At 50.5% G+C, this 22,115-nt stretch carries 19 protein-coding genes; all 19 read left to right on the top strand.

Annotated elements, in window-relative coordinates:
* Positions 1–112 precede the first annotated feature (112 nt).
* The 19 genes from hutH (QZQ08_RS04685) (at position 113) to QZQ08_RS04595 (ending at position 22,106) form a co-directional block, all read left to right on the top strand.
* Complete coding sequence (hutH, locus tag QZQ08_RS04685) at positions 113–1,639, top strand: histidine ammonia-lyase (RefSeq protein ID WP_296328620.1); 1,527 nt, start codon at positions 113–115, stop codon at positions 1,637–1,639.
* Between the two features lie 655 nt (positions 1,640–2,294).
* Positions 2,295–3,605, top strand: coding sequence for a Na+/H+ antiporter family protein (locus QZQ08_RS04680; RefSeq protein WP_296328618.1), 1,311 nt, complete (start codon positions 2,295–2,297; stop codon positions 3,603–3,605).
* 131 nt (positions 3,606–3,736) lie between these two features.
* Entirely contained in the window at positions 3,737–5,299 is a 1,563-nt protein-coding gene (hutH, locus tag QZQ08_RS04675; protein ID WP_014128085.1) for a histidine ammonia-lyase, read from the top strand.
* 278 nt (positions 5,300–5,577) lie between these two features.
* A complete protein-coding gene (locus tag QZQ08_RS04670) occupies positions 5,578–7,626 on the top strand; it encodes a urocanate hydratase (protein WP_009016136.1) in 2,049 nt (682 codons plus the stop codon).
* Positions 7,627–7,744: 118 nt separating this feature from the next.
* Positions 7,745–8,995, top strand: coding sequence for an imidazolonepropionase (gene hutI, locus QZQ08_RS04665; RefSeq protein ID WP_296328613.1), 1,251 nt, complete (start codon positions 7,745–7,747; stop codon positions 8,993–8,995).
* 258 nt (positions 8,996–9,253) lie between these two features.
* On the top strand, positions 9,254–12,304 hold the full coding sequence (locus QZQ08_RS04660; RefSeq protein ID WP_296328611.1) for a tetratricopeptide repeat protein: 3,051 nt from the start codon (positions 9,254–9,256) through the stop codon (positions 12,302–12,304).
* 35 nt (positions 12,305–12,339) lie between these two features.
* A complete protein-coding gene (locus tag QZQ08_RS04655; protein ID WP_296328608.1) occupies positions 12,340–12,708 on the top strand; it encodes a DRTGG domain-containing protein in 369 nt (122 codons plus the stop codon).
* The gene (locus tag QZQ08_RS04650) at positions 12,692–13,123 is read left to right on the top strand and encodes an ATP-binding protein (protein WP_366140883.1); all 432 of its coding nucleotides are present in this window, start codon (positions 12,692–12,694) and stop codon (positions 13,121–13,123) included. Before QZQ08_RS04655 ends, QZQ08_RS04650 begins: the two co-directional genes overlap by 17 nt.
* Positions 13,124–13,144: 21 nt before the next feature.
* Complete coding sequence (locus tag QZQ08_RS04645) at positions 13,145–14,434, top strand: [Fe-Fe] hydrogenase large subunit C-terminal domain-containing protein (RefSeq protein WP_296328601.1); 1,290 nt, start codon at positions 13,145–13,147, stop codon at positions 14,432–14,434.
* A 388-nt stretch (positions 14,435–14,822) separates the two neighbouring features.
* Entirely contained in the window at positions 14,823–16,322 is a 1,500-nt protein-coding gene (locus QZQ08_RS04640; RefSeq protein WP_366140884.1) for a carboxyl transferase domain-containing protein, read from the top strand.
* 47 nt (positions 16,323–16,369) lie between these two features.
* Complete coding sequence (gene gcdD, locus QZQ08_RS04635; protein WP_296328595.1) at positions 16,370–16,696, top strand: sodium ion-translocating glutaconyl-CoA decarboxylase subunit delta; 327 nt, start codon at positions 16,370–16,372, stop codon at positions 16,694–16,696.
* A gap of 78 nt (positions 16,697–16,774) precedes the next feature.
* Positions 16,775–17,212: a sodium ion-translocating glutaconyl-CoA decarboxylase subunit gamma gene (gene gcdC, locus QZQ08_RS04630; RefSeq protein WP_296328592.1), complete on the top strand. Its 438-nt coding sequence runs from the start codon at positions 16,775–16,777 to the stop codon at positions 17,210–17,212.
* 37 nt (positions 17,213–17,249) lie between these two features.
* Positions 17,250–18,380: a sodium ion-translocating glutaconyl-CoA decarboxylase subunit beta gene (gene gcdB / locus QZQ08_RS04625; protein ID WP_296328588.1), complete on the top strand. Its 1,131-nt coding sequence runs from the start codon at positions 17,250–17,252 to the stop codon at positions 18,378–18,380.
* 216 nt (positions 18,381–18,596) lie between these two features.
* Positions 18,597–19,085, top strand: coding sequence for a hypothetical protein (locus QZQ08_RS04620; RefSeq protein ID WP_296328585.1), 489 nt, complete (start codon positions 18,597–18,599; stop codon positions 19,083–19,085).
* A gap of 10 nt (positions 19,086–19,095) precedes the next feature.
* Positions 19,096–19,521: a SoxR reducing system RseC family protein gene (locus tag QZQ08_RS04615; RefSeq protein ID WP_296328582.1), complete on the top strand. Its 426-nt coding sequence runs from the start codon at positions 19,096–19,098 to the stop codon at positions 19,519–19,521.
* Between the two features lies 1 nt (position 19,522).
* Complete coding sequence (locus QZQ08_RS04610) at positions 19,523–19,792, top strand: DUF4321 domain-containing protein (RefSeq protein ID WP_009016082.1); 270 nt, start codon at positions 19,523–19,525, stop codon at positions 19,790–19,792.
* A 10-nt stretch (positions 19,793–19,802) separates the two neighbouring features.
* On the top strand, positions 19,803–20,426 hold the full coding sequence (locus QZQ08_RS04605; RefSeq protein WP_296328576.1) for a nucleoside triphosphate pyrophosphatase: 624 nt from the start codon (positions 19,803–19,805) through the stop codon (positions 20,424–20,426).
* Entirely contained in the window at positions 20,365–21,054 is a 690-nt protein-coding gene (gene radC / locus QZQ08_RS04600; protein ID WP_296328573.1) for a DNA repair protein RadC, read from the top strand. The genes QZQ08_RS04605 and radC overlap by 62 nt, the downstream gene beginning before the upstream one ends.
* A 17-nt stretch (positions 21,055–21,071) precedes the next feature.
* A complete protein-coding gene (locus QZQ08_RS04595) occupies positions 21,072–22,106 on the top strand; it encodes a rod shape-determining protein (protein ID WP_296328571.1) in 1,035 nt (344 codons plus the stop codon).
* The last annotated feature ends 9 nt before the right edge of the window (positions 22,107–22,115 follow it).

Here is a 22,115-nt window from a genome sequence, read left to right as displayed (position 1 = left end):
AAAACGTCCTCATAAACTTTTTGTCTAGTGTCCTATTTGCTATTGCAATCAACCACAAAAAAGGATATTGTAGACAGTGTCGACCAAGTAGAAGCGGAAGGAAAGTGATTTTATGGGAACCATTCGTCTGGGCAAACACCTCAGCCTCGATCAATTTATGGACATTGTTCGCCGCCATGCCAAGGTGGAATTCTCAGCGGCTTATCGAAACAGGGTCAATGCATCCCGGGCCTTGGTGGAAAAATGGGTTGATGAAGAAAAAGTCATGTACGGAGTGACAACCGGCTTTGGTGCCCTTTGCACCAAAGCCATCGATAAGAAAGAGACGGCCCAGCTCCAGACCAATATCATCCTTTCCCATTCGACATCTGTGGGGGCGCCTCTTTCAGAAGAAGTGGTGCGGGGTACGCTGCTCATGATGCTCCAGAACTTGGGTCAGGGCTATAGCGGTGTGCGCCTGTGCGTCTTGGAGCAGGTCCGGCAGTGTCTCAATCTCGGAGTGGTCCCTTGGGCCCCGGGGGAAGGAAGTGTCGGCTATTTAAGCCCTGAGGCCCATATGGCCCTTGTCCTTACAGGGAGAGGGAAGGCGTGGGCAGACGGTGAGCTTTTATCTGGTGCGGATGCACTTAAGAAAGTCGGACTTGCTCCTGTTGAGCTATCAAGCAAGGAAGGTCTTGCACTCGTGTCGGGAACGACGTCACCGACCGCAATGGCAGCCATCGCTCTTTACGATTTTCTTAAGGCGGCCCGAACGGCCGATGTGATTGGCGCCATGAGTGTAGAAGCTCTTGAGGGCGTCATGAATGCTTTTGATGAGCGGGTCATGTCTGTGCGCCCCCACAAGGATCAGGGAAAAACAGCGGAAAACGTCAGGAATTTCCTTGCTGATTCTGATATCATCAAGAACGCGGCAGGAAAAAGGGTGCAGGATGCCCTTTCTCTGCGCTGCATTCCCCAGCTTCACGGAGCGGTCAAAAAAACATTGAATGATGCCCTTATAAGTATTGAAACGGAAATCAATTCCTGTTGTGACAATCCTATCATTTGGCCTGGGAAGAAGGACGCTGACGTCATTTCAGCCTGCAATCCGGATTCTTCCTACGTCGGGCTCGCTATGGATTCATCCGTCATTGCCGCTACCATGCTGGCAAAGATGTCGGAGCGGCGAAACAATCGTCTGATTGATGGCAGCCTTTCAGGTCATCCATGGTTCCTGATCAAAAATCCGGGCCTTAATTCCGGCCTTATGATTCCCCAATATACCCAGGCCGGTCTCCTCAACGAAATGCGTATCCTGTCAACACCGGCAAGCATTGACAATACGCCGACCTGCGGCAATCAAGAAGATTACGTGGCTATGGGGTATAACGCAACCAAAAAAGCGCTTATTGCAGCAGAAAAACTCGAATATATCCTTGCCATTGAACTCCTTTCCGTTTATGAGGCCCAGTCCTTTGTTCAGCCTGGTGTCAAACGGGGGAAAGCGTCTGCTGCGATTTTGACGGAAATTGGCAAGAAAGTACCCGTTATGGAAAATGATATGTTTCTTTATCCCCATATCGAGTGGCTGCGGGAGATGATCCACGAAGGCCGGATCATCGACTGGGCAGAAAAAAGGATGGGAAAGAAACTGAACTGAGACAGGGGGCACCTGTTGATACGGGACCGCAAAGAAATGATGCATTCGTTTCTTTGCGGTCCTATTTTTGTGTGACTTTCCAGGAACATATAAAAAGCAGGGAGAAAGAGAAAGTTTGCATTCTTTTTATTCGTTTATTGGTAAAATTTTTCATCTAGATGGAAAAAGAGCATCATTACTCATGACACGCATGAGCAGTCAGAGAGGGAACCGCTAAATAAGGGAATAAAAATAGACTTAAAAAAAATAAAAGAAAATAAACCTGGAAATGAAATAATAAATGGCTTCTTTATTATTCGATATGGTACAAATAAAAATATGTTTTATAATTTTTAAATTCGAATTTTGACGCATTAAAAAAAGCAACTAATCCAAAATGAAAAACTGTATACAGAATGCATATATAAAAGTAAAAATGGCTCTGTGAGCCTTTTTCAACAGCAAAAGCGCTTTAGCATAGTATATCGTTGTCTTTCGTCAAAAAAATTCGGGTTTTTACGGAAAAGAAAAATAACTGACAATAAAATTTTTTTTGACGTTTTTTTGTCAGGTCCTGACTAGAATGAAAATGTAAATTAAAAGGAAGTTGAGCAGGCAGCTTCCCGATGATTTGATTGGTACGGAAAACCCAAAATGAAAAGGAGTTGAGGATTACATGGATATTTTGACCAACCCAATTGTCATATCTGTTGTTGTCATGTCGGCCCTCTGCTTGATGAAAATGAACGTGCTGCTGGCCATCCTGATTTCTGGTGTCGTTGCCGGATTGACGGGCGGCATGGATCTTCCCAAGACATTCAGCACCCTCATTGCTGGGATGGGTGGGAACTCGGAAACGGCCTTGAGCTACATCCTGCTGGGAATCTTGGCTGTTGCCATTGGCCGCTCCGGTTTGGCTGATATTGCAGCCCGCAAGATTGCAAAGGCTGTCGGCACAAAGAAGATCCTGTTCTGCTTCACCATTGCGTTCTTTGCCTGCTTCTCACAGAACCTGATCCCTGTTCATATTGCTTTCATCCCTATTTTGATTCCGCCCCTGCTGCACGTTATGAACAAAATGAAACTGGACCGCCGTGCCGTTGCCTGTGCACTGACCTTCGGCCTGAAAGCTCCGTATGTTTCCCTGCCTGTTGGGTTTGGCCTGCTTTTCATGACCATCATCAAGGATCAGATGGTAGCCAATAAAGTGGATGTAGGGATTGGGGATATTTCTTCCGTCATGTGGATCGGCGGTGCTTCCATGCTCGTAGGTCTTATCTTGGCCGTTATGCTCTATGGTACGAGAGACCGTGAATATGAAGACCTGCCTATTGCTGGTGCCAATGAAATTTCCGACGAAGAGGTCAAGATGACGGCTGATTGCTGGAAGGCCCTTGCTGCTGCCGTCGTTGCCTTTGTTGCCCAGCTTCATTTCGAATCCCTGCCGATTGGTGCTTCCTGCGGTCTTCTTGTCATGATCCTTACGGGTGCCATCAAATGGAAAGAAATCGACAAGTACGTTGATGGCGGCGTTGCCATGATGGGCTTCATCGCTTTCGTTATGCTCGTAGCTGCTGGCTATGCCCAGGTCCTTCGTGAAACCCACTCTGTGGAATCCCTTGTCAATGCGACGACGGCTATTATCAACACCAAGCTGAGCGGTGCCATCGTCATGCTCCTTGTTGGCCTGCTTATCACCATGGGAATTGGGACTTCCTTTGGGACCATCCCGGTTGTCGCCTCCATTTACATTCCTATGGGCTACAAACTTGGTTTCTCGACTGGTTCCATCATCCTGCTCATCGGTATTGCTGCCGCTTTGGGTGATGCTGGTTCCCCGGCTTCTGACTCTACCTTGGGTCCGACGTCAGGTCTGAATGCAGATGGTCAGCACAACCATATTTGGGACACCTGTGTACCTACCTTTATCTTCTACGATGTTACCCTGCTGATTGGCGGCGTCATCGGCGCCATGATTCTCGGGTAAGGCTTTATCTGGTCGGCTGCCCCCTTCCCTGCAAAGAGGCAGCCGATTCCTTTGGAAATTCCATCTTTTGTAATGCTGGATTCATACATTCCATAAACCATGTGCTTATTTTATAAGGAGGATGACGAACAATGCTGTTGAAAGATGTAAAGAACATTAAAGAAGTAGTCCTGACCGGAAATGACCTTTCCCTCGAAGAATTGGTGGCCGTCAGCCGCTACGACGCCAAGATCAAGGTCGATCCCGACGCCATTGACCGCATCAAGGCCTCCCGTGCCCTTATCGATGATATCGTAGATAATGAAAGGGTTGTTTACGGGGTAACGACCGGCTTTGGTTCCCTTTGCCGCGTTTCCATTTCCAAGGAAGACTGCAGCCAACTCCAGGAAAACCTTATCCGCACCCATTCCTGCGGTTATGGTAATCCTCTGTCCCGCGAAGTGACCCGCGCTGCCATGCTGATTCGCGCCAATGCCTTGGTCAAAGGGTATTCCGGTATCCGTTTGGAAACCCTGAATGTCCTTGTCGATATGATCAACAAGGGTGTTCATCCCTATATTCCTGAAAAAGGTTCCCTTGGGGCTTCCGGTGACCTTGCACCGCTGGCTCACATGGTTCTCCCGATGCTTGGACTGGGTGATGCTGAATATCAGGGCAAACTGATGAGCGGCAAGGAAGCCATGGACCGTGCTGGGATCCCGACCATCCGCCTTGTTGCCAAGGAAGGCCTGGCCCTCATCAATGGGACTCCAATCCTGACTGCCATGGGGACCTTCGCCCTTTGGGATGGGATGCTCCTTCTCAAACAGAGCGATATCGCCGCTGCCCTTACGATGGAAGCCAACCGCGGCATCATTGATGCCTTTGACGAACGGCTCCATACAATCCGTCCACATCGCGGCCAGCTTGATACGGCCTACAATATCCGCAGCCTCCTGAAGAATTCCACTTACGTTACCCACCAGGGTGAACTGAAGGTCCAGGATCCGTACTCCCTCCGCTGCGTACCGCAGATTCACGGCGCCAGCAAGGATGCCCTGGGTTTTGTCAAAGAAAAGGTTGATATCGAAATCAACTCCGCTACGGATAACCCCATTGTCCTGCCTGATGGCGCAGTCATCTCCGGTGGCAACTTCCATGGCGAACCGATGGCTCTGCCCTTTGACTTCCTCGGTATTGGTCTTTCGGAAATTGCCAACGTTTCGGAACGTCGTTTGGAACGGACCATCAACAACTCCCTCAGTGGGTTCCCGTCCTTCCTTGTTGCTCATCCGGGCCTGAACTCCGGCTTCATGATCACCCAATATGCAGCCGCTGCTCTTGTCAGTGAAAACAAGGTCCTCGCTCATCCGGCATCGGTCGACTCCATTCCGAGCTGCGAAAACCAGGAAGATCTTGTTTCCATGGGCGCTGCGGCAGCCCGCAAAGCGGGAGAAATCTGCTTCAACGTCCGCCGCGTCATTGCAACGGAAATCCTCGCCGCCTGCCAGGCTATTGACCTGCGTGCTGGTGAAGGCTTCAAACTGGGAGATGGTACGCAGGCTGCCTACGATACGGTTCGTAAGACCAATGCCTTCATCGCTTATGATAAGGATATTGAAATGTTCAAGGAACTCGAAAAGATTACGGACGTCGTCAAACGCGGCGACATCCTTGAAGCCGTTGAAGATAAGGCAGATCTCAAGTTCTTCTGATCCATACTTTGATCCGGAGTTACCGGTTACACAAGAGCAGCGGCCTCGGGCGGCTGCTCTTGTTCATAAGATGGGAAAGGGCTTGCTTTTTGGACGGTTTTTCTGACGGTGAAGCGTTTTTCCGTCAAAAAACAGTCGGAAAAATTTTTAAAATGATTTCTCCTGTGCGCCCAAATTCGACGTTTTTTAGATGATAAATCGATAGAATAAGGGCGTAATCGAGATGGGGGAAAGCCCCGTTTATCAGGATATCGTGTGAAAGAAGGAGTGGTTACGACATGAAAAATGCTGATATCGCAAAGGCTATGACAATCAAACTGGAATTCCCGAATGGACTTCCTCCGAAGAAACCTTTCCAAGAAGGTATCCGCAGAGCCCCTGACCGCGGCTTCCGCCTCAGCCCTGCCCAGACCGAACTGGCACTGAAAAATGCCCTGCGCTACATTCCTGAAGAATATCACGATGAACTCATTCCTGAGTTCCTCGAAGAACTGACGACCCGCGGCCGTATCTATGGCTATCGTTTCCGCCCGGAAGGCCGCATCTACGGCAAGCCCATTGATGAATACAAAGGAAAATGCACGGAAGGCAAAGCTTTTCAGGTCATGATTGATAACAACTTGGACTTTGAAGTTGCCCTCTATCCGTACGAACTGGTCACCTATGGAGAAACGGGTTCCGTCTGCCATGACTGGATGCAGTATCTTCTGATCAAACGCTATTTGGAAGAAATGACACAGGATCAGACCCTTGTCATGGAATCCGGTCATCCCCTGGGCCTCTTCCGCTCCAAACCGGAAGCTCCGCGTGTCATCATTTCCAACGGTATCATGGTTGGCGAGTATGATAACCTCCATGATTGGGAAATCGCTGAAGAAATGGGCGTTGCCAACTATGGCCAGATGACTGCTGGCGGCTGGATGTATATTGGACCTCAAGGGATTGTCCATGGGACCTTCAATACGATCCTCAACGCAGGCCGTATGAAACTGGGAATCCCTGAAGATGGGGACCTGGGCGGCAAACTTTTTGTTACGAGCGGCTTGGGCGGTATGAGTGGCGCTCAGGGCAAAGCGGCTATCATCGCTAACTGTGCAGCCATCATTGCTGAAGTTGATGCATCCCGTATCAAGACCCGTCTTGATCAGGGTTGGATTACGGGAGTTTCTGACTCCATTCCGGAAGTCATCAAATTGGCTCAGGATGCAATGGCCAAAAAGGAAGGCAAAGCCTATGCTTATCATGGGAACATCGTCGATCTTCTCGAATATATCGCTGACCATGATGTCCATGTTGACCTTGTGTCCGATCAGACCAGCTGCCACAACGTATATGACGGCGGGTACTGCCCGCAGGGCCTGACTTTTGAAGAACGTACGAAGATGCTTGCCGAAGATCCCAAGCATTTCCGTGAACTTGTTGATAAGACCCTCCATGCCCATTACAATGCACTGAAACGCATCACCAGCAAGGGAATCTATTTCTTTGACTATGGCAACTCCTTCATGAAAGCTGTCTTTGATTCCGGTGTAACGGAAATCTCCAAGAACGGCGTTGATGATAAGGACGGCTTCATTTGGCCGAGCTATGTCGAAGATATCATGGGACCGCAGCTCTTTGACTACGGTTATGGCCCGTTCCGTTGGGTCTGCCTAAGCGGCAAGCCGGAAGACCTGCATAAGACCGATATGGCTGCCATGAGCTGCATCGATCCGAACCGTCGCTATCAGGATCGCGACAACTACATCTGGATCCGTGACGCTGAAAAGAACAAGATGGTCGTTGGTACCCAGGCCCGTATCCTTTATCAGGATGAAATCGGCCGTGTCAATATTGCCCTCAAGTTCAACGAACTGGTCCGCAAAGGTGAAATCGGCCCTGTCATGATGGGTCGTGACCATCATGACGTATCCGGTACGGACTCCCCGTTCCGTGAAACGAGCAACATCAAAGATGGCTCCAACGTCATGGCTGATATGGCCGTCCAAACCTATGCTGGTAACGCGGCCCGCGGCATGAGCCTTGTTGCCCTTCACAATGGCGGCGGCGTCGGGATCGGCAAAGCCATCAATGGCGGCTTCGGCCTTGTTCTTGACGGCAGCCACAGAGTTGATGAAATCATTCGCAGCGCACTGAGCTGGGATGTTATGAGTGGGGTTGCCCGTCGCAGCTGGGCCCGCAACGAACATGCCATGGAAACAGCTGTTGAATTCAACGGTACCCGCGCTGGAATTGGGCATCTGACGATTCCTTACTTGGCCGATGATAAAAAAGTCAAGGAGGCTGTTGCCAAGGTATATCCGACGGCCCATGTAATCAAAGATTAAGTTTTCCCTCAATTCCTCTTCAACTTCATTATTTTGGTCGGGAGATTGCCGCCTTAAGACGGCAATCTCTTTGACGATATGATGGGGGAATCTTCTCCCCCTGAAAAAGGAGCCCACTATGACGAAAAAAGTATTGATTCGCAATGCCTCCCAAATTGTGACGCCCCAAGGCCACTCGGCCCGCTTTGGCAAGGCGATGGGTGATGTCAAGGTCTATGAAAATGTTTCCATCTTTATCGAGGATGGAATCATCAAAGGAATTGGTGATCCCGCTCAATGGGAAAAGGAAGTTCCCCAGGAAAACCAGATCGATGCTGCCCATAAAGCGGTTCTGCCGGGATTTGTTGATTCTCATACCCACCTTGTCTTTGGTGGATACCGTCCCGATGAATTTCTCTGGCGTATGGGCGGCATGAGCTACATGGACATCATGAACCGCGGCGGCGGAATCATTAACACCATGAAGGCAACTCGGGAAGCGTCGGAAGCGGAACTTGCCGACCATGCCATGGATCATCTCAAGAAGATGCTGGCCATGGGAGTGACGACGGTCGAAGCCAAAAGCGGTTATGGGCAGGACTACGACACAGAAATCAAGCAGCTTCATGTGACGCAGAAGCTGAATGCCTCCCAGCCGATTGAGTTGGTTTCCACCTTCCTTGGGGCCCATGCAGTCCCGCCTGAATATAAAGGGCGCAGCGAAGCTTTTCTGGATTTCCTTTTAAAGGAAGTCATGCCCGTTGTCAAAAAGGAAAATCTTGCCGAATTTTGTGATATTTTCTGTGAAGAAGGGGTTTTCTCCGTTGAGGAAAGCCGTCAGTACCTTAAGAAAGCGCGGGAAATGGGCTTCAAGCTCAAGATTCACGCAGATGAGATTGTATCCCTTGGTGGTTCGGAACTTGCTGGTGAACTTAAGGCCACGAGTGCGGACCATCTCCTTCATGCGTCCGATGCTGGCATCAAGGCCATGGCCGAAAATGGTGTCGTTTCGACTCTTTTGCCGACGACCGCGTTCTGCCTGCGTGAACCTTTTGCCCGGGCTCGGGAGATGATTGATGCGGGGTGTGCCGTGGCACTTGCAACGGATTTCAACCCGGGAAGCGGCTTCACCTTCTCCGTGCCGCTCATGATTGGCCTGGCTGTGATCTATATGCATATGACGGCCGAGGAAGCCATTACGGCCCTTACTTTGAACGGGGCTGCTGCCGTAGGGCGGGCTGACCGGATTGGGTCCATTGAAATCGGTAAACAGGCAGATCTGACGATTCTTCAATATCCTTCCTACAAGTTTCTCCCCTATCATACCGGCGTCAACATTGTAGAAAAAGTCATCAAGAAAGGTGAGCTGGTTCATACAGCTTCCGTATAATCAAAGAAGGCTCCTGCTTTTGAGTGGGAGCCTCCTTTTTGTTTTTTTTGCGCAGTGCAATGATTTTGCATGCTATTTTCTAAAATGTAAGGAAAAGCCCCGATCATTCGTTCTGTTAATTGCGGAAACGGTAGGAAATAAGCCAACATTACGGCTGGATTTCTTTGTCATATCGGCGTTTTTATATTATAATGGAGGAGACTTTTAGTAGTGACATCTGATGCGGATACGTGCCAGATGATTGGAGGGAAAGGGATCATGGCGCATACTCTTGAGGCGCGTTTTTTAGGCGCACCAGTAATCAAAAAAGATGGGCAGGAAGTCTTTTTTCCGTACAATAAAGTGAATGCCCTCGTATATTATATCCTCGTCAAAGGAACGGTCATGCGTGATGAACTGAGTGGGATCCTCTGGGGGGATAAATCCGATGCCATTGCTAGGAAAAATCTTCGCAATGCCATTTATGAAACCAAGAAGCTCTTGGGACCCAATGTCTTTGTCTCTCCACGGAAGGCGATTATCAAGGTTAATCCGGACATTGATTTCAAGGTGGATGTTACGGAATTTGAAAGGGATCCGGGCAATCAGCTGGACCTTTATCAAGGAAGTTTCCTCCAAGGCTTTTATGTGAAGGATTCCCCGGAATATGAATCCTGGTATCTTACGGAACGGGACCGTCTTGAAGGCCTTTATCTGGACGTCCTTTTTCAAAAGCTCAAGGAAGCTGTTGCCATTGGCAACATGGCCAAAGTTACGCGTTACGGCCGGCAGCTTATTACCCACAATCCTTATGATGAAAGCATCTATATTCTCCTGCTGCGTACCTATTGTGAACAGGGCAATATGCGGCAGGCGTTGGAGCTTTACGATGAGATGAAAAAACTCTTCCGTGAAGAACTCCAGAGCAGCGTACCGCCGGAAATCGAAACCATGATGAAGGAGGCTTCTGCAAAGGAAGCCAAGGGACATTCTGCCTTGAGCAGCTTGGGCCCGAATGTTTTGGGGCGGGAAAAGGAAACCCAGCTGCTCCGGAACCAACTGGACCGCTTCGTGAGGGTGGGGGAAAACACGGCCATATTCCTTTATGGCAATGCGGGCAGCGGCAAGACACTTGTGAAAGATGCGTCCTTGGATCAGCTGCCTCCGGAATTTGCCGTCGTCCAGACCAATTGCTTCCAACCGGAACGCAATATTCTCCTGCGCCCGTGGATAAGCATCCTTGACGCGCTGCGCAGCCTGATCCAAAAGGAACATATCCGGGTTTCCACAATCGATCCCAACCGGGTCTACAAACTTTTCCCACAGTTTGACGTGATGGATGGACATGAATCAGGTCTTGGCGAAATCAAGGAAATGCTGAAATTTGATGCCATCTTCCATACCCTTTATTCCCTTTTGGAAGAAGTGGCGGCGGCAAGACCGTTCGTGATTGTTTTTGAGGACCTGCAGTGGATGGATCCTTTCAGTCTGTCGCTCCTGACCAGCCTGATCCTCCATCAAAAATCCCATCGCTTCCTCTTTTTCCTCACGGCTCGCAGCAGTGAAGACAAGGACTTTCAGCAATTCGTGTCAACGGTTTCCATGTATGAAAAAGTGCACCGTGTAGAGCTTTTGCCCTTGACAAAGGACACGGTCAAGGCTGTCAGTGAAGCCTACCAACCGGGTGTTCCTCTCACGGACGAGATCATCAGCCAGCTCCTTGCAGATTCAGAAGGTAATCTTTTTCTTCTCAAGGAATACCTCATGGCCTTGAAAACGACGGGGAGCCTAGACAATCTGACGGAAAATGTTCGGACCATTTTCCGCAATGGCTGTGCTGCCCTGTCTGATGAAGAACGCAAGATTCTTGACTTCATCGCTCTTTTCTACGACGGCGCGCCGCTGGCCATGATTTCGGAATATATGCACCTTAACAATCTCCAGGTCCTGGAAAGTTTGGAAGTCCTTGAAAAAACGGGCTTCATCAAAGCCATTCCCCAACAGCCAGAAGTGCTCTACGAAATCATTCAGCAGAAACTGGCAAGCTATGTCAAACAGCAGATTTCACCGGAAAAATGGCGCATCCTGCATAGCTACGTGGCCGGCCTTTGGGAAAAACGACTCACTCATTCCACACAGGATATCCGGATCTATCGCCATCTGGAATATCATTACAAGGAGTCGGGGAATTGGTGGAACATGGGGCGCTATAAACTCAAGACCCTTATGTATTACCTCAATTTCAGCAATGAACTGTTTCCCGTCCTTGACCTGACTGGCGGTGTGGAAGAAAGCCGGAATGAAAGTTTCTTTTTGGAACTGCACCTGGATGAACTGGTGAGTGAGGTCGATGAGATGATGCACACCATCCATCGGACCTATGGGGAAACAGGTGAGGTCAAGGACCTTGATATGACCTACCTGCACCTTATGGGCCGTCATTATATCCGGACCGGTGAATATGAAAAGGGGGTCCGGAACATCCTGAGCCTTGTGGAGATTGCTTCCGAGGTGCGAAACCTTGATTATCTCCTTATGGGCTACAAGCAGATGATTTATTACGACATCCAGATTGGCAATACGGAAGAGATGAAGAACTATCTGGAACTTGCCCTCAATGTAGCCGATGAGTGCAACTATCATAAGGAAATGGGCATCCTCCTTCGTCTCAAAGGTCTTAACATGATCATGCAGGGGAATTTCTCTGAGGCGGAACGGCTTCTCAAGGAATCCATTTCCACTTTCATGGTGACCCAGAGCGTCCAGCGGCGGTATGCCCTGAACATTGCCGGTGCCTATAATTATTTGGGGGAAATCCGGCGCGGCATGGGCCGTTATCAAGAAGCCCTCGACTATTATGACAAGGCCATGGAATACGCGAGGGACCAGGATGCCTACAGCTCTTGGGTTGTCTTTTCCTGCAATGCCGGTGTGGTTTGTTATGCTATGGGCCGTTATGAGCAGGCTGAAAAGTATTTTCGAAAGGCCTATGAACTCTTCCCCCGTTATAATTTCTGCTGGCGCCATTCCATTGTGGAATCCTACTTGGCACTGCTTGCCATGCGCAAGGAGCAGGAAAAGGAGGCTATGGGCTTCCTTGATGATGCCGTGCAGAAACTCAGTAAGATGAATAATCCCCGGGAGGCGGGCTATGTCTATATGGCGATTGCCCTGATCAAACATCAACACCCCCAACGTTCCATCAGTATCCATTACCCGGGAAGTATGTCCAGTTATGCGACCAAAGCGCTGCAGGCCCTTGACCCCCATCGGGACGCTTGGGAACGGCAGCAGCTGGAAAGCCTGTTTTGTATTACCCGACGTTCCTAACGCGAGTTGATTGATCACCAAGAGGAGGAAAAAACATGATTACTTTGAAACAAGCAGTGGAAGTCCTGGATGCCCAAGTGGCCTGTGGGGAAAATCTCCTGAACCGGGAAGTGAAGATGGCCTGCGGCAGTGATATGATGAGTGATGTCCTGGCCTATGCCAAGAACAAGGCTGTACTCTTGACGGGACTGCTCAATATCCAAGTTGTCCGTACGGCTGATGTCAGTGATATTGCCGCCATAATCTTCGTTCGTGACAAGCATCCTGAAAGTGATGTCCTCATGGCCGCCAAGAGAAAGGATATTCCCGTCCTTTACACGAAGTGCACCATGTTCGAGGCCTGCGGACGCCTCTACAGTCTGGGGCTGCGGGGCTGCACTGCGAAGGATGCGGAGAGCCGCTGACGTGGAAAAGGAATATCCTGTTGTAAAAGGTGACTTCGAGCGGGCCGGTGCGGCGTCGATTTCCATCAAGGAAATGCTCCAGCAGCTGGGACTCTCGCCAGAACTTATTCGACGTATTGCCATTGGAACCTACGAAGGGGAAATCAATTGTTTGATCCATGGCGGCGGGGGCAAGGTCCTTGCGGATTTTTCACCTAAAGCTATTATTGTAAGGGTCATCGACCATGGTCCGGGGATTCCGGATGTGCAGAAGGCCATGCAGGAAGGCTGGTCCACGGCTTCGGAGGAAATCCGTGCCAAGGGATTTGGGGCCGGCATGGGCCTTCCCAATATGAAGAAAGTATCCGATGCGTTTGAAATCCAGACAAAGGTAGGGGAAGGAACTACGGTCATCATGACCTTCCTTTGTCAGTAACAAGAAAGAAGGTGACCCTCTGTGGATCGTTCCTATTTGAATTCCGTTCGTGTCGAAGAGGACCGTTGCACCGGGTGTCTCCTCTGTGTCAAGAAATGCCTTGTCCAGGCCATCCGGGTCCGGGATGGCAAAGCGGTCATCATTTCCGACCGCTGCATTGACTGCGGGGAATGTATCCGCTGCTGTCCAACCCGGGCCATTGCCGCTTTGGTGGAACCTTTGGAGGAGCTGAAAAGCTACAAGGTCAATATTGCCCTGGCTACGCCGTCTTTCTATGCCCAGTTTGACGGGACCATTTCAGCATCCATTCTTTGGCAGGGCCTCAAGGAAATTGGGTTTGACAGTGTTTTTGATGTGCCCCTTGCCGGGGACTATATCAGTGAGGAAATCGAAGCTTATCTTGCTTCCTACAAGGGACCTTATCCGGTGATTTCCTCGGCCTGTCCTGCTGTGCTGCGCCTGATCCAAACAAAATATCCGGAACTTATCTGTCACGTTGTGCCAGCCCTAGCGCCGGCTGAAGCAGCCGCCATCTATGTACGGCGGGAAACCATGAAGCGCCTGAATCTGGCGCCGGAGGATGTCGGTATATGGTTCCTATCTCCTTGTCCTGCCAAGGGCACGAACATCCATCAGTCGGTGGATGTAGCCCATACGGCCGTAACCGGTTCCTTTACACTGGCCTCTCTTTATGGACCCCTTTCCGTTGTCATCAGTGAGATCCGGAAAGAAAAGAATGAACTGCCCCAAGCCCTCGTGGGGACCAGCTATGAACTGCTTTGGGGAACCGAGCGGGGAGAACTGATTTCTACGGGATGCCGGCATGGGCTTAGTGTGAGCGGACCGGAAGACGTGGATGAGGTCCTAAAGCAGATTACGTTGGGGAGTCTCACCGACGTTGAATACGTCAGCTGTTATATATGTGACGGAGGCTGTGTCGGCGGGCCCAGTGTGGCCGTCAATAAATTTGTCGGGACAAAGAACCTTGAAAGACGGGCCATGTTGCGTCATGAACGGGAGTGGGAGGACCGCAGGGAAGCGATGCAGGCCGCCCGCATTTGTGAAAATTTTCCAAGTTCCAAGAACTACATCAAGTCCCTCCAGGCCAAACCGGCTCCGCCCCTTGATCCTGATTTTGGAACAGCCATGGAAAAGATGGAGCGGCTGACGGCCCTTGCGGAACGGCTCCCTGGCCTTGACTGCGGGGCCTGCGGAGCACCCACATGCCGCATCTTTGCCGAGGATGTCATTCGGGGCTTTGCCAAGGAAGAAGACTGCATCATCCGGTCGCGTCGATCCCGAAAGAAATGACGGATGCGGCGTCAACTCATATTGAAGGCAAAACCGAGAAAACTTATAGGCTGAAGGGAAAGAAAATGAGAGCCTATGCGGGGTAAAAGAACATATGAAAAAAATGCGCTTTCCCTTTGCTTGCAAGTTGTCAGAAATCTTGTTATCATCTACAATGCAGTGTCTCGAACGGAAACGGAGACGGGCCTTTCTTGGATATATAAGAAAAATCCCATGGGGGGGCAAGCTTTTTCCTATAGGCTATTTGGTGAAAACAACTAGTCAGGTTTTGCAATTTATGTTACAATGACTCTGTTTTAAATATTTAGTAAATTAATGAAATTTTAGATTTTCGATACAGATCCATAAGGGGGTATCGCATTTGACTACTAGAGAAAAAATTGATGATATGCTGCAGCGCTACGAAACAATAGAAGCTGGCGGCGGTGCCAAAAGGGTTGCCAAACAGCACGATTCCGGCAAGATGACGGCCCGGGAACGCATCACTTCCTTTTTGGACCAAGGCAGTTTTGTAGAGCTTGATAAATTTGTGGAGCATCGTTGCTCCAATTTCGGCCAGGAAAAGAAATATTTGCCCGGTGATGGGGTTGTAACTGGTTATGGTACGGTCAATGGCCGTACAGTCTTTGTCTTTGCACAGGACTTTACCGTTGAAGGCGGCAGCTTGGGCGAGATGCATGCCAATAAGATTGCCAAGGTTCAGGCCATGGCCTTAAAAACGGGCGCGCCCATCATCGGAATGGCTGATTCCGGTGGGGCCCGTATCCAGGAAGCTACGGATGCCCTTGCTGGCTTTGGGAAGATGTTCAAGCAGAACACCCTTTCTTCCGGGGTTATCCCGCAGATTTCGGCCATCATGGGTCCTTGCGCCGGCGGTGCTGTTTACAGTCCGGCCCTGACAGACTTCATCTACATGGTGAAGAAGAGCTCGAAAATGTTCATTACCGGTCCGGAAGTCGTCAAATCCGTAACGGGTGAGGATGTTGGCCAGGAAGACCTAGGCGGAACTTTCACGCACAGCACCCGTTCCGGCGTGGCTGATTTTGCGGCGGAAAACGATGCGGACTGCTTGGAACAGATTCGGTATCTTCTAAGCTTCCTGCCTTCGAACAACCGAGAAAAGCCGCCGGTCTATGATACGGGTGACAGTGCGTTCCGCATGGATGAATCGCTTAATACCATCATTCCTGATGGGTCCCATATGCCGTACGACATGTACAAGATCATCCGCAGTATCGTCGATAACGGTGAATACGTGGAACCGCATCGTATGTATGCTCGCAACATCATTACCTGTCTGGCCCGTTTGGACGGAAGTACGGTCGGCATCATTGCCAACCAGCCGCGCATCATGGCTGGCTGTCTTGATATCAATGCCTCCGATAAGGCGGCTCGCTTCATTCGTTTCTGCGATTCCTTCGGGATTCCCCTCATCAACATTGTTGATGTACCGGGCTTCCTGCCGGGAACGGACCAAGAATACGGCGGCATCATCCGTCACGGGGCCAAGATGCTTTATGCTTACTGTGAAGCCACGGTTCCCAAGATTACCCTTGTAACCCGCAAAGCTTATGGCGGGGCCTACCTTGCCATGTGCGCCCAGGATCTTGGCGCCGACCACGTCATTGCTTGGCCGACCGCTGAGATTGCCGTTATGGGTCCTCAGGGAGCTGCTAAGATTATTTTCCGTCATGAGGAAGATGTCGAAGCAAAGACCGAGGAATACATTGAGAATTTTGCAACACCTTACTATGCGGCTAAACACGGGATGGTCGAAATGGTCATCGAACCGAAGACGACCCGCCCGACCTTGATCAAAGCGCTGCGTATGTTAAAATCCAAGCAGGAAGACCGGCCAAAGAAAAAACACGGTAATATTCCTCTGTGATTTTGATATAAACCATTACCTACGAAAAGGAAAGTGAGGTGACATTCATGACAGAGAATCCTTGGCTCATTGCGGTCATCAACATGACCATTGTATTTGGTGTGTTGATCGTCCTTGGAATCCTGATGAAAGTGATTTACTGGATCGATCCGACAAAAAAAAAGAACGCGCAGCCTAAGAAAGCTGCCGTCCCAGTAAAACCGGCTTCCAATGCCGCTCAAAAGCGCCAAGAGGAAGAAAAGGTAGCTGCCATCGCAGCTGTCCTGGCTATGATCCAGGATGAGGATGACGCAGTTGCCGCAGCACTCATGGCCGCCATTGCCGAACACAAACGGAAAATGGAACCGATGGCGCTGCCTCATCACTACTTTTGATGAATAGAAGAGGGACTATTCACCAATCATTCGCCATTAGGCAAACAGTTCAGTTACATTTTTAAGGAGGGTTTTCTCATGAAAAAATTCAATGTCAACGTTAACGGTACGGTTTATTCTGTAGAAGTTGAAGAAGTCGGCGGCACCGTCGCTGCTGCTCCTGTTGCTCCTGCTGCTCCTGCTGCTGCTCCGGCTCCGGCTGCTGCTCCTGTTGCTGCTCCGGCTCCTGCTGCCGCTCCGGCTGCTGCTCCTGCTGCTGCTCCTGCTCCGGCTCCTAAGAAAGAAGCTGCCGCTGCTCCTGCCGGCTCCATTACGGTTGAAGCTCCGATGCCTGGCAAGGTCCTGTCCGTCAACGTCAAAGCTGGCGATAAAGTTGAAGCTGGCGATGTCCTCTTGATCCTTGAAGCCATGAAGATGCAGAATGAAATCATGGCTCCGGAAGATGGTACTGTATCCGATGTTCGCGTCAGCGCTGGTGATACGGTTGCCACTGGCGACGTGATGGTTGTTCTCTAATCTCACGCCACCTATATCAAAGGAGGACGTTTAGATTATGGATGCTTTTCTGGTAGCTCTGAAATCTGTCCTGACGGACAGCGGTTTCATGGCTTTTACAGCGGGCAATGCCATTATGATCCTGGTTGGGTGCATCCTGCTTTACCTGGCCATTGTCAAGGGCTTTGAACCGTTGCTGCTTACCCCGATTGCTTTCGGGTGTCTTTTGGCGAATATCCCCAGAACCGGGTTTGAAACCGATCCTGGCGTTATGCAGCTGATCCTGGCTGGTATCAAGTATGAAGTCTTCCCACCGCTCATTTTTATGGGTGTTGGGGCCATGACGGACTTTGGTCCGCTGCTTGCTAACCCGAAGACCCTGCTTCTTGGTGCTGCTGCCCAGGCCGGCGTATTCGTAGCTCTTCTTGGCGCCATGCTTCTTGGCTTTAACGTAAGGGAAGCTGCTGCAATCGGCATCATTGGCGGTGCTGATGGCCCGACTTCCATTTACCTTGCTTCCAAGATGGCTCCGCATCTGCTGGGTGCCATTGCTGTAGCTGCGTATTCTTATATGTCCCTTGTACCGCTCATTCAGCCGCCTATCATGAAGCTGTTTACGAGCAAGGAAGACCGCAAAATCAAAATGGCTCAGCTCCGTACGGTTTCCCACTTTGAAAAAGTGGTATTCCCTATTGTCTGCACCATTTTTATCTCCTTACTGCTTCCTTCCGTATGCTCCCTGATTGGGATGCTCATGCTGGGTAACCTCTTCACCGAGGCAGGCTGCTTGGGCCGTCTGTCCGACACGGCTCAAAATGCCCTCATGAACATCGTGACCATCATGCTGGCAACGGGGACTGGCCTTACGATGAAGGCCGAAAGCTTCCTGACGACGCAAACAATCCTGATCATTTTCTTGGGCCTCGTCGCTTTTGCCGGTGGTACCGCTACTGGTGTCATCTTCGGCAAATTAATGTGCATCCTGGACCATGGCAAGACCAATCCGCTGATTGGCAGTGCCGGTGTTTCCGCTGTCCCCATGGCAGCCCGTGTCTCTCAGGTTGTCGGTCAGAAAGCCAATCCGTCCAACTTCCTGCTCATGCATGCCATGGGCCCGAACGTAGCCGGTGTTATTGGTACGGCTGTTGCAGCTGGTACCATGCTGGCCATGATTGGCGCGGCCAAATAACTTTGTGCATGACGCACATTTCTCTGTCATTCAAAAAAGGCTTGCTGCAGATTTCTGCAGCAGCCTTTTTTTTATGCCCAAGGGGCATCCTTTCCTATGGGAAAAGGTATGAAAACGAGGGATTTTTTGATATAATATAGAATGTTTATCGTGGAAGGGAACCCATTGCTTCCTATAAGTAATTTTTATAAAGGAGAACCCCCATTGATCGAGGAAATGAAAGAATTCTCCGGTATCGGTGAAACCCGCCGGACTCTGCAGTATGTCACCTTTTTTGTCATTGCTCTTTTCTGGGTCTATGAAGGGTACCGTACTTTTGCATTATATCGCTTCAGCCTCATGGGATGGGGCTTTAATGTTTTGTTCCTTCTGCTTTATCTGTGGCGGACCGCCTTTTCCTATACTTATACCTTGACGCCCAGTCATTTCATCATCATCATGTACGGTTTAGGGATTGAACGGCGTCTTTCCATTTCCCTTAAAGACATGGAAAGCTTCAGCAACCATTATAAGAAAAGTTTCTTTAGGAAAACGAAGATTGGCAGCTATACCCATCGGTACTCTTCCCTTGATCCCAATCCCCAGCGCATCCTGGTCTATCGGAAGGGAAAGAAGCTTTGCGGCCTGCTCTTTAAGTGTTCAGACCGCATGATTGCCGAGCTAGCTCGTCGTTACCCCAGTCAGTTCCTTGATTTCGGAGCATAAGGAGGCCTTGATGGAGCGTTATATTGGAATTGTGACAGCAGTCAGTGGACAGCGAGCCAAGGTCCGTATTGAACGGGGACTCAAAAAGGGTGAAAAGCCGCGCATCCTTGACTGCTGGAATACATGTGAAGCGAAAAACGGGACCTATGTGGAAGTGGAAGAACAGACCCTTGATGAGCGGCAAGGCAAATGGATCGTTCGCGGGATTCCCTTACTGACCCTTCTTGCCGGAGCTGTTTTTGGCCGTGCCGTATCCCGCTATCTGCCGTTTGACCTTGGCGTGACCATATTCATCGGCGCTGTTGTCTGGGGGCTTTTGGGCTTTCAGTACGCCCGGACCTTCAAACGGGATGTCACAAGCCGACGCGGTAAGCAATGGGCCATTACAGGATACTATACGGAAGGCATGCTTCCGGAAGAAAGGGTGGAGAGCTGATATGACTTTTGGTTCCAAGGATCGGTTCTGGTTCTTTCTGTTTCTTGCGGCCGGTGCCATCATCGGCGGTCTTTTAGGGAACTTCCTTGAAGCATCTCAATTTTTTGGGGCTGGTACGGCCTTTTTGATTCATAAGTATCAGGTCCTTAATATTCCTCCTGTCGATGTGGATCTTTATATTGCCAAGATTACCTTTGGCTTTACTTTTTCTCCCAATCTTGTAGCCATCATCGGCATGATCTTGGCCCTTGTGATTTTTCAGCATCTATAAGGAGGCTGTCATGCAGGTTATTTTGGCATCAAAGTCCCCTCGGCGCAAGGAACTTCTTATGCAGGTTGGCATGGACCCCCTTGTCATGGACAGCCAGGTGGAGGAAGTGACGGAAGCTCTTTCCCCAGAGGCCCTGGTTCGTGAAAATGCCGCCCGTAAAGGACGGAAAGTTGCGGCTGCGGCAGCCCCCGATGCCCTTGTCATTGCGGCTGACACGGTTGTTGTTGATGAGCGTGGCATCCTTGGAAAACCGAAGGACAGGGAGGATGCTGTGCGCATGCTGCAGCGTCTTTCTGGCAGGACCCATATGGTCCATACGGGCCTTTATATGAGTCTGGACGGTAAGGAACATCTTTCCGTGACGACAACGCAAGTTACGTTTTGCCCCCTTACGGACGGGCTCATTCATCGCTATATTGAAACGGGAGAACCAATGGATAAGGCTGGGGCCTATGGAATCCAAGGGGCGGCCGCCCTTTTCATTCCTCACATTGAAGGCTCCTACAGCAATGTTGTTGGTCTTCCTCTTTCCACTCTTTTTACAGCACTCGACGAACTGGATGTGAAACTAGATGACACAACACTGCTCCATGCACGAAATCGTTCGCGAAGAACGGCCTCGGGAACGGCTTAAGGAAAAAGGGGCCAAGGCCCTTAGCGTAACGGAACTATTGACCATTCTCATTGGGTCGGGAACGCGCGGTGCATCGGCCCTTGAAATCGCTTCACTGTTGACCAGCCGGGAGATGGATCTCGATCAATTGGCCCGCGTAACAAGGATTGAGGAACTCACCCATGTGAAGGGCCTTGGCCCGGCTCGGGCTTCGGTCATCGTCGCTGCCCTTGAATTGGGCCGGCGCCTTGCGGAAAAAACAAGTCGCCAAGGGGCCCGGATCAGATGTCCCAGCGATGCAGCCCGCATTGTTATGGAGCGTCTTCGCTACGAAGTAAAGGAACATGTCCTGACCCTTCTGCTTTCTGCCAAGGGAAAAGTCCTGGGAATCGAAGAGGTCTTTGTCGGCAGTGCCAGTCAGGCAACGGTGCATCCACGGGAAATCTTCGAGACTGCCCTTCATCATCATGCATCCGCCTTGATCCTGGTCCATAATCATCCTTCCGGGGACCCAACGCCCAGCCATCCGGATATCCGTCTGACAGAGCGCCTGGCTCAAGTAGGGAGCTTGATGGATATTCCGCTGGCGGACCATATCATTATTGGTGATGGGATCTACTATAGTTTTAAAGATGCGGATAAGTTATAAAGAAAGAGGGATCATGCGTGTTTGATTTGTTCGGCTCCCTATCTTCCACCATGGGCGTGGACCTGGGAACAGCCAATACCTTGATTTATACAAAAGAAAAGGGCATCATTGTCCGGGAACCATCATTGGTGGCGCGCCATAAAAAAACGGGCAGGATCCTGGCTGTTGGCAGCGAAGCCAAACAGATGGAAGGCCGGACACCGGACTTTCTTGAAACCCTCCGTCCTCTGCGGGATGGGGTCATTGCTGATTTTGATGTAGCTGCCGCGATGCTGCGCATCTTTCTCAAAAAAGCACTTCGCGGTCGTAAGTTTGTCCAGCCCACGCTTGTCGTAAGTGTTCCCTGCGGTGTCACAGCCGTGGAGCGCAGGGCTGTCATCGATGCTGCAACCCAAGCCGGCGCGCGGGATACGTATCTTATTGAAGAACCCCTTGCGGCTGCCTTGGGAGCTGATATGCCTGTCCGGGAAGCGGCGGGAAACATGGTGGTGGACTTAGGCGGCGGTACGACGGAAGTGGCGGTCATTTCCATGGGAAAGATTGTTCTTTCCCGGACGCTTCGGTTGGGCGGCGATGCCCTTGATGAATCCTTGGTCCAGTATATCAGGAGACAGTACAATCTCATGATCAGTCCCGTTATGGCTGAGCGGATGAAAATGGAAATTGGTTCCCTTGCGGAAAGTACCCAGCCCCAGACCATGGAAATCCGGGGAAGAGACCTGCTTACAGGCCTTCCCAAACCGCTTTCAATAAATCAGAATCAACTTCTGCCGGCCCTTTACGAGCCCCTTCGGGAGATCATCGATGTGGTGAAGACCACTCTTGAAATGACCCCGCCGGAACTTGCCAGCGATATCATGGACCGGGGCATTGTCCTGACGGGCGGCGGAGCTCTTTTGCGCAATATCGATCGGGTTATGGCACGCGATACGGGCATGCCCGTACGGATTGCCTCCGATGCCCCTCTTTGTGTTGTCCTCGGTACAGGCAGGGCTGCACGCAACTTTAATTCATTCCGGCGGAAGAACCATCCTGCCAAGAGTCATAAATAAGGAAGAGTA

It is taken from the genome of uncultured Acidaminococcus sp., assembly GCA_900538365.1.
GTDB lineage: Bacteria > Bacillota > Negativicutes > Acidaminococcales > Acidaminococcaceae > Acidaminococcus.
The sequence above is the reverse complement of the archived record's forward strand: the minus strand, read 5'-3'. Positions and strand labels throughout refer to the sequence as shown.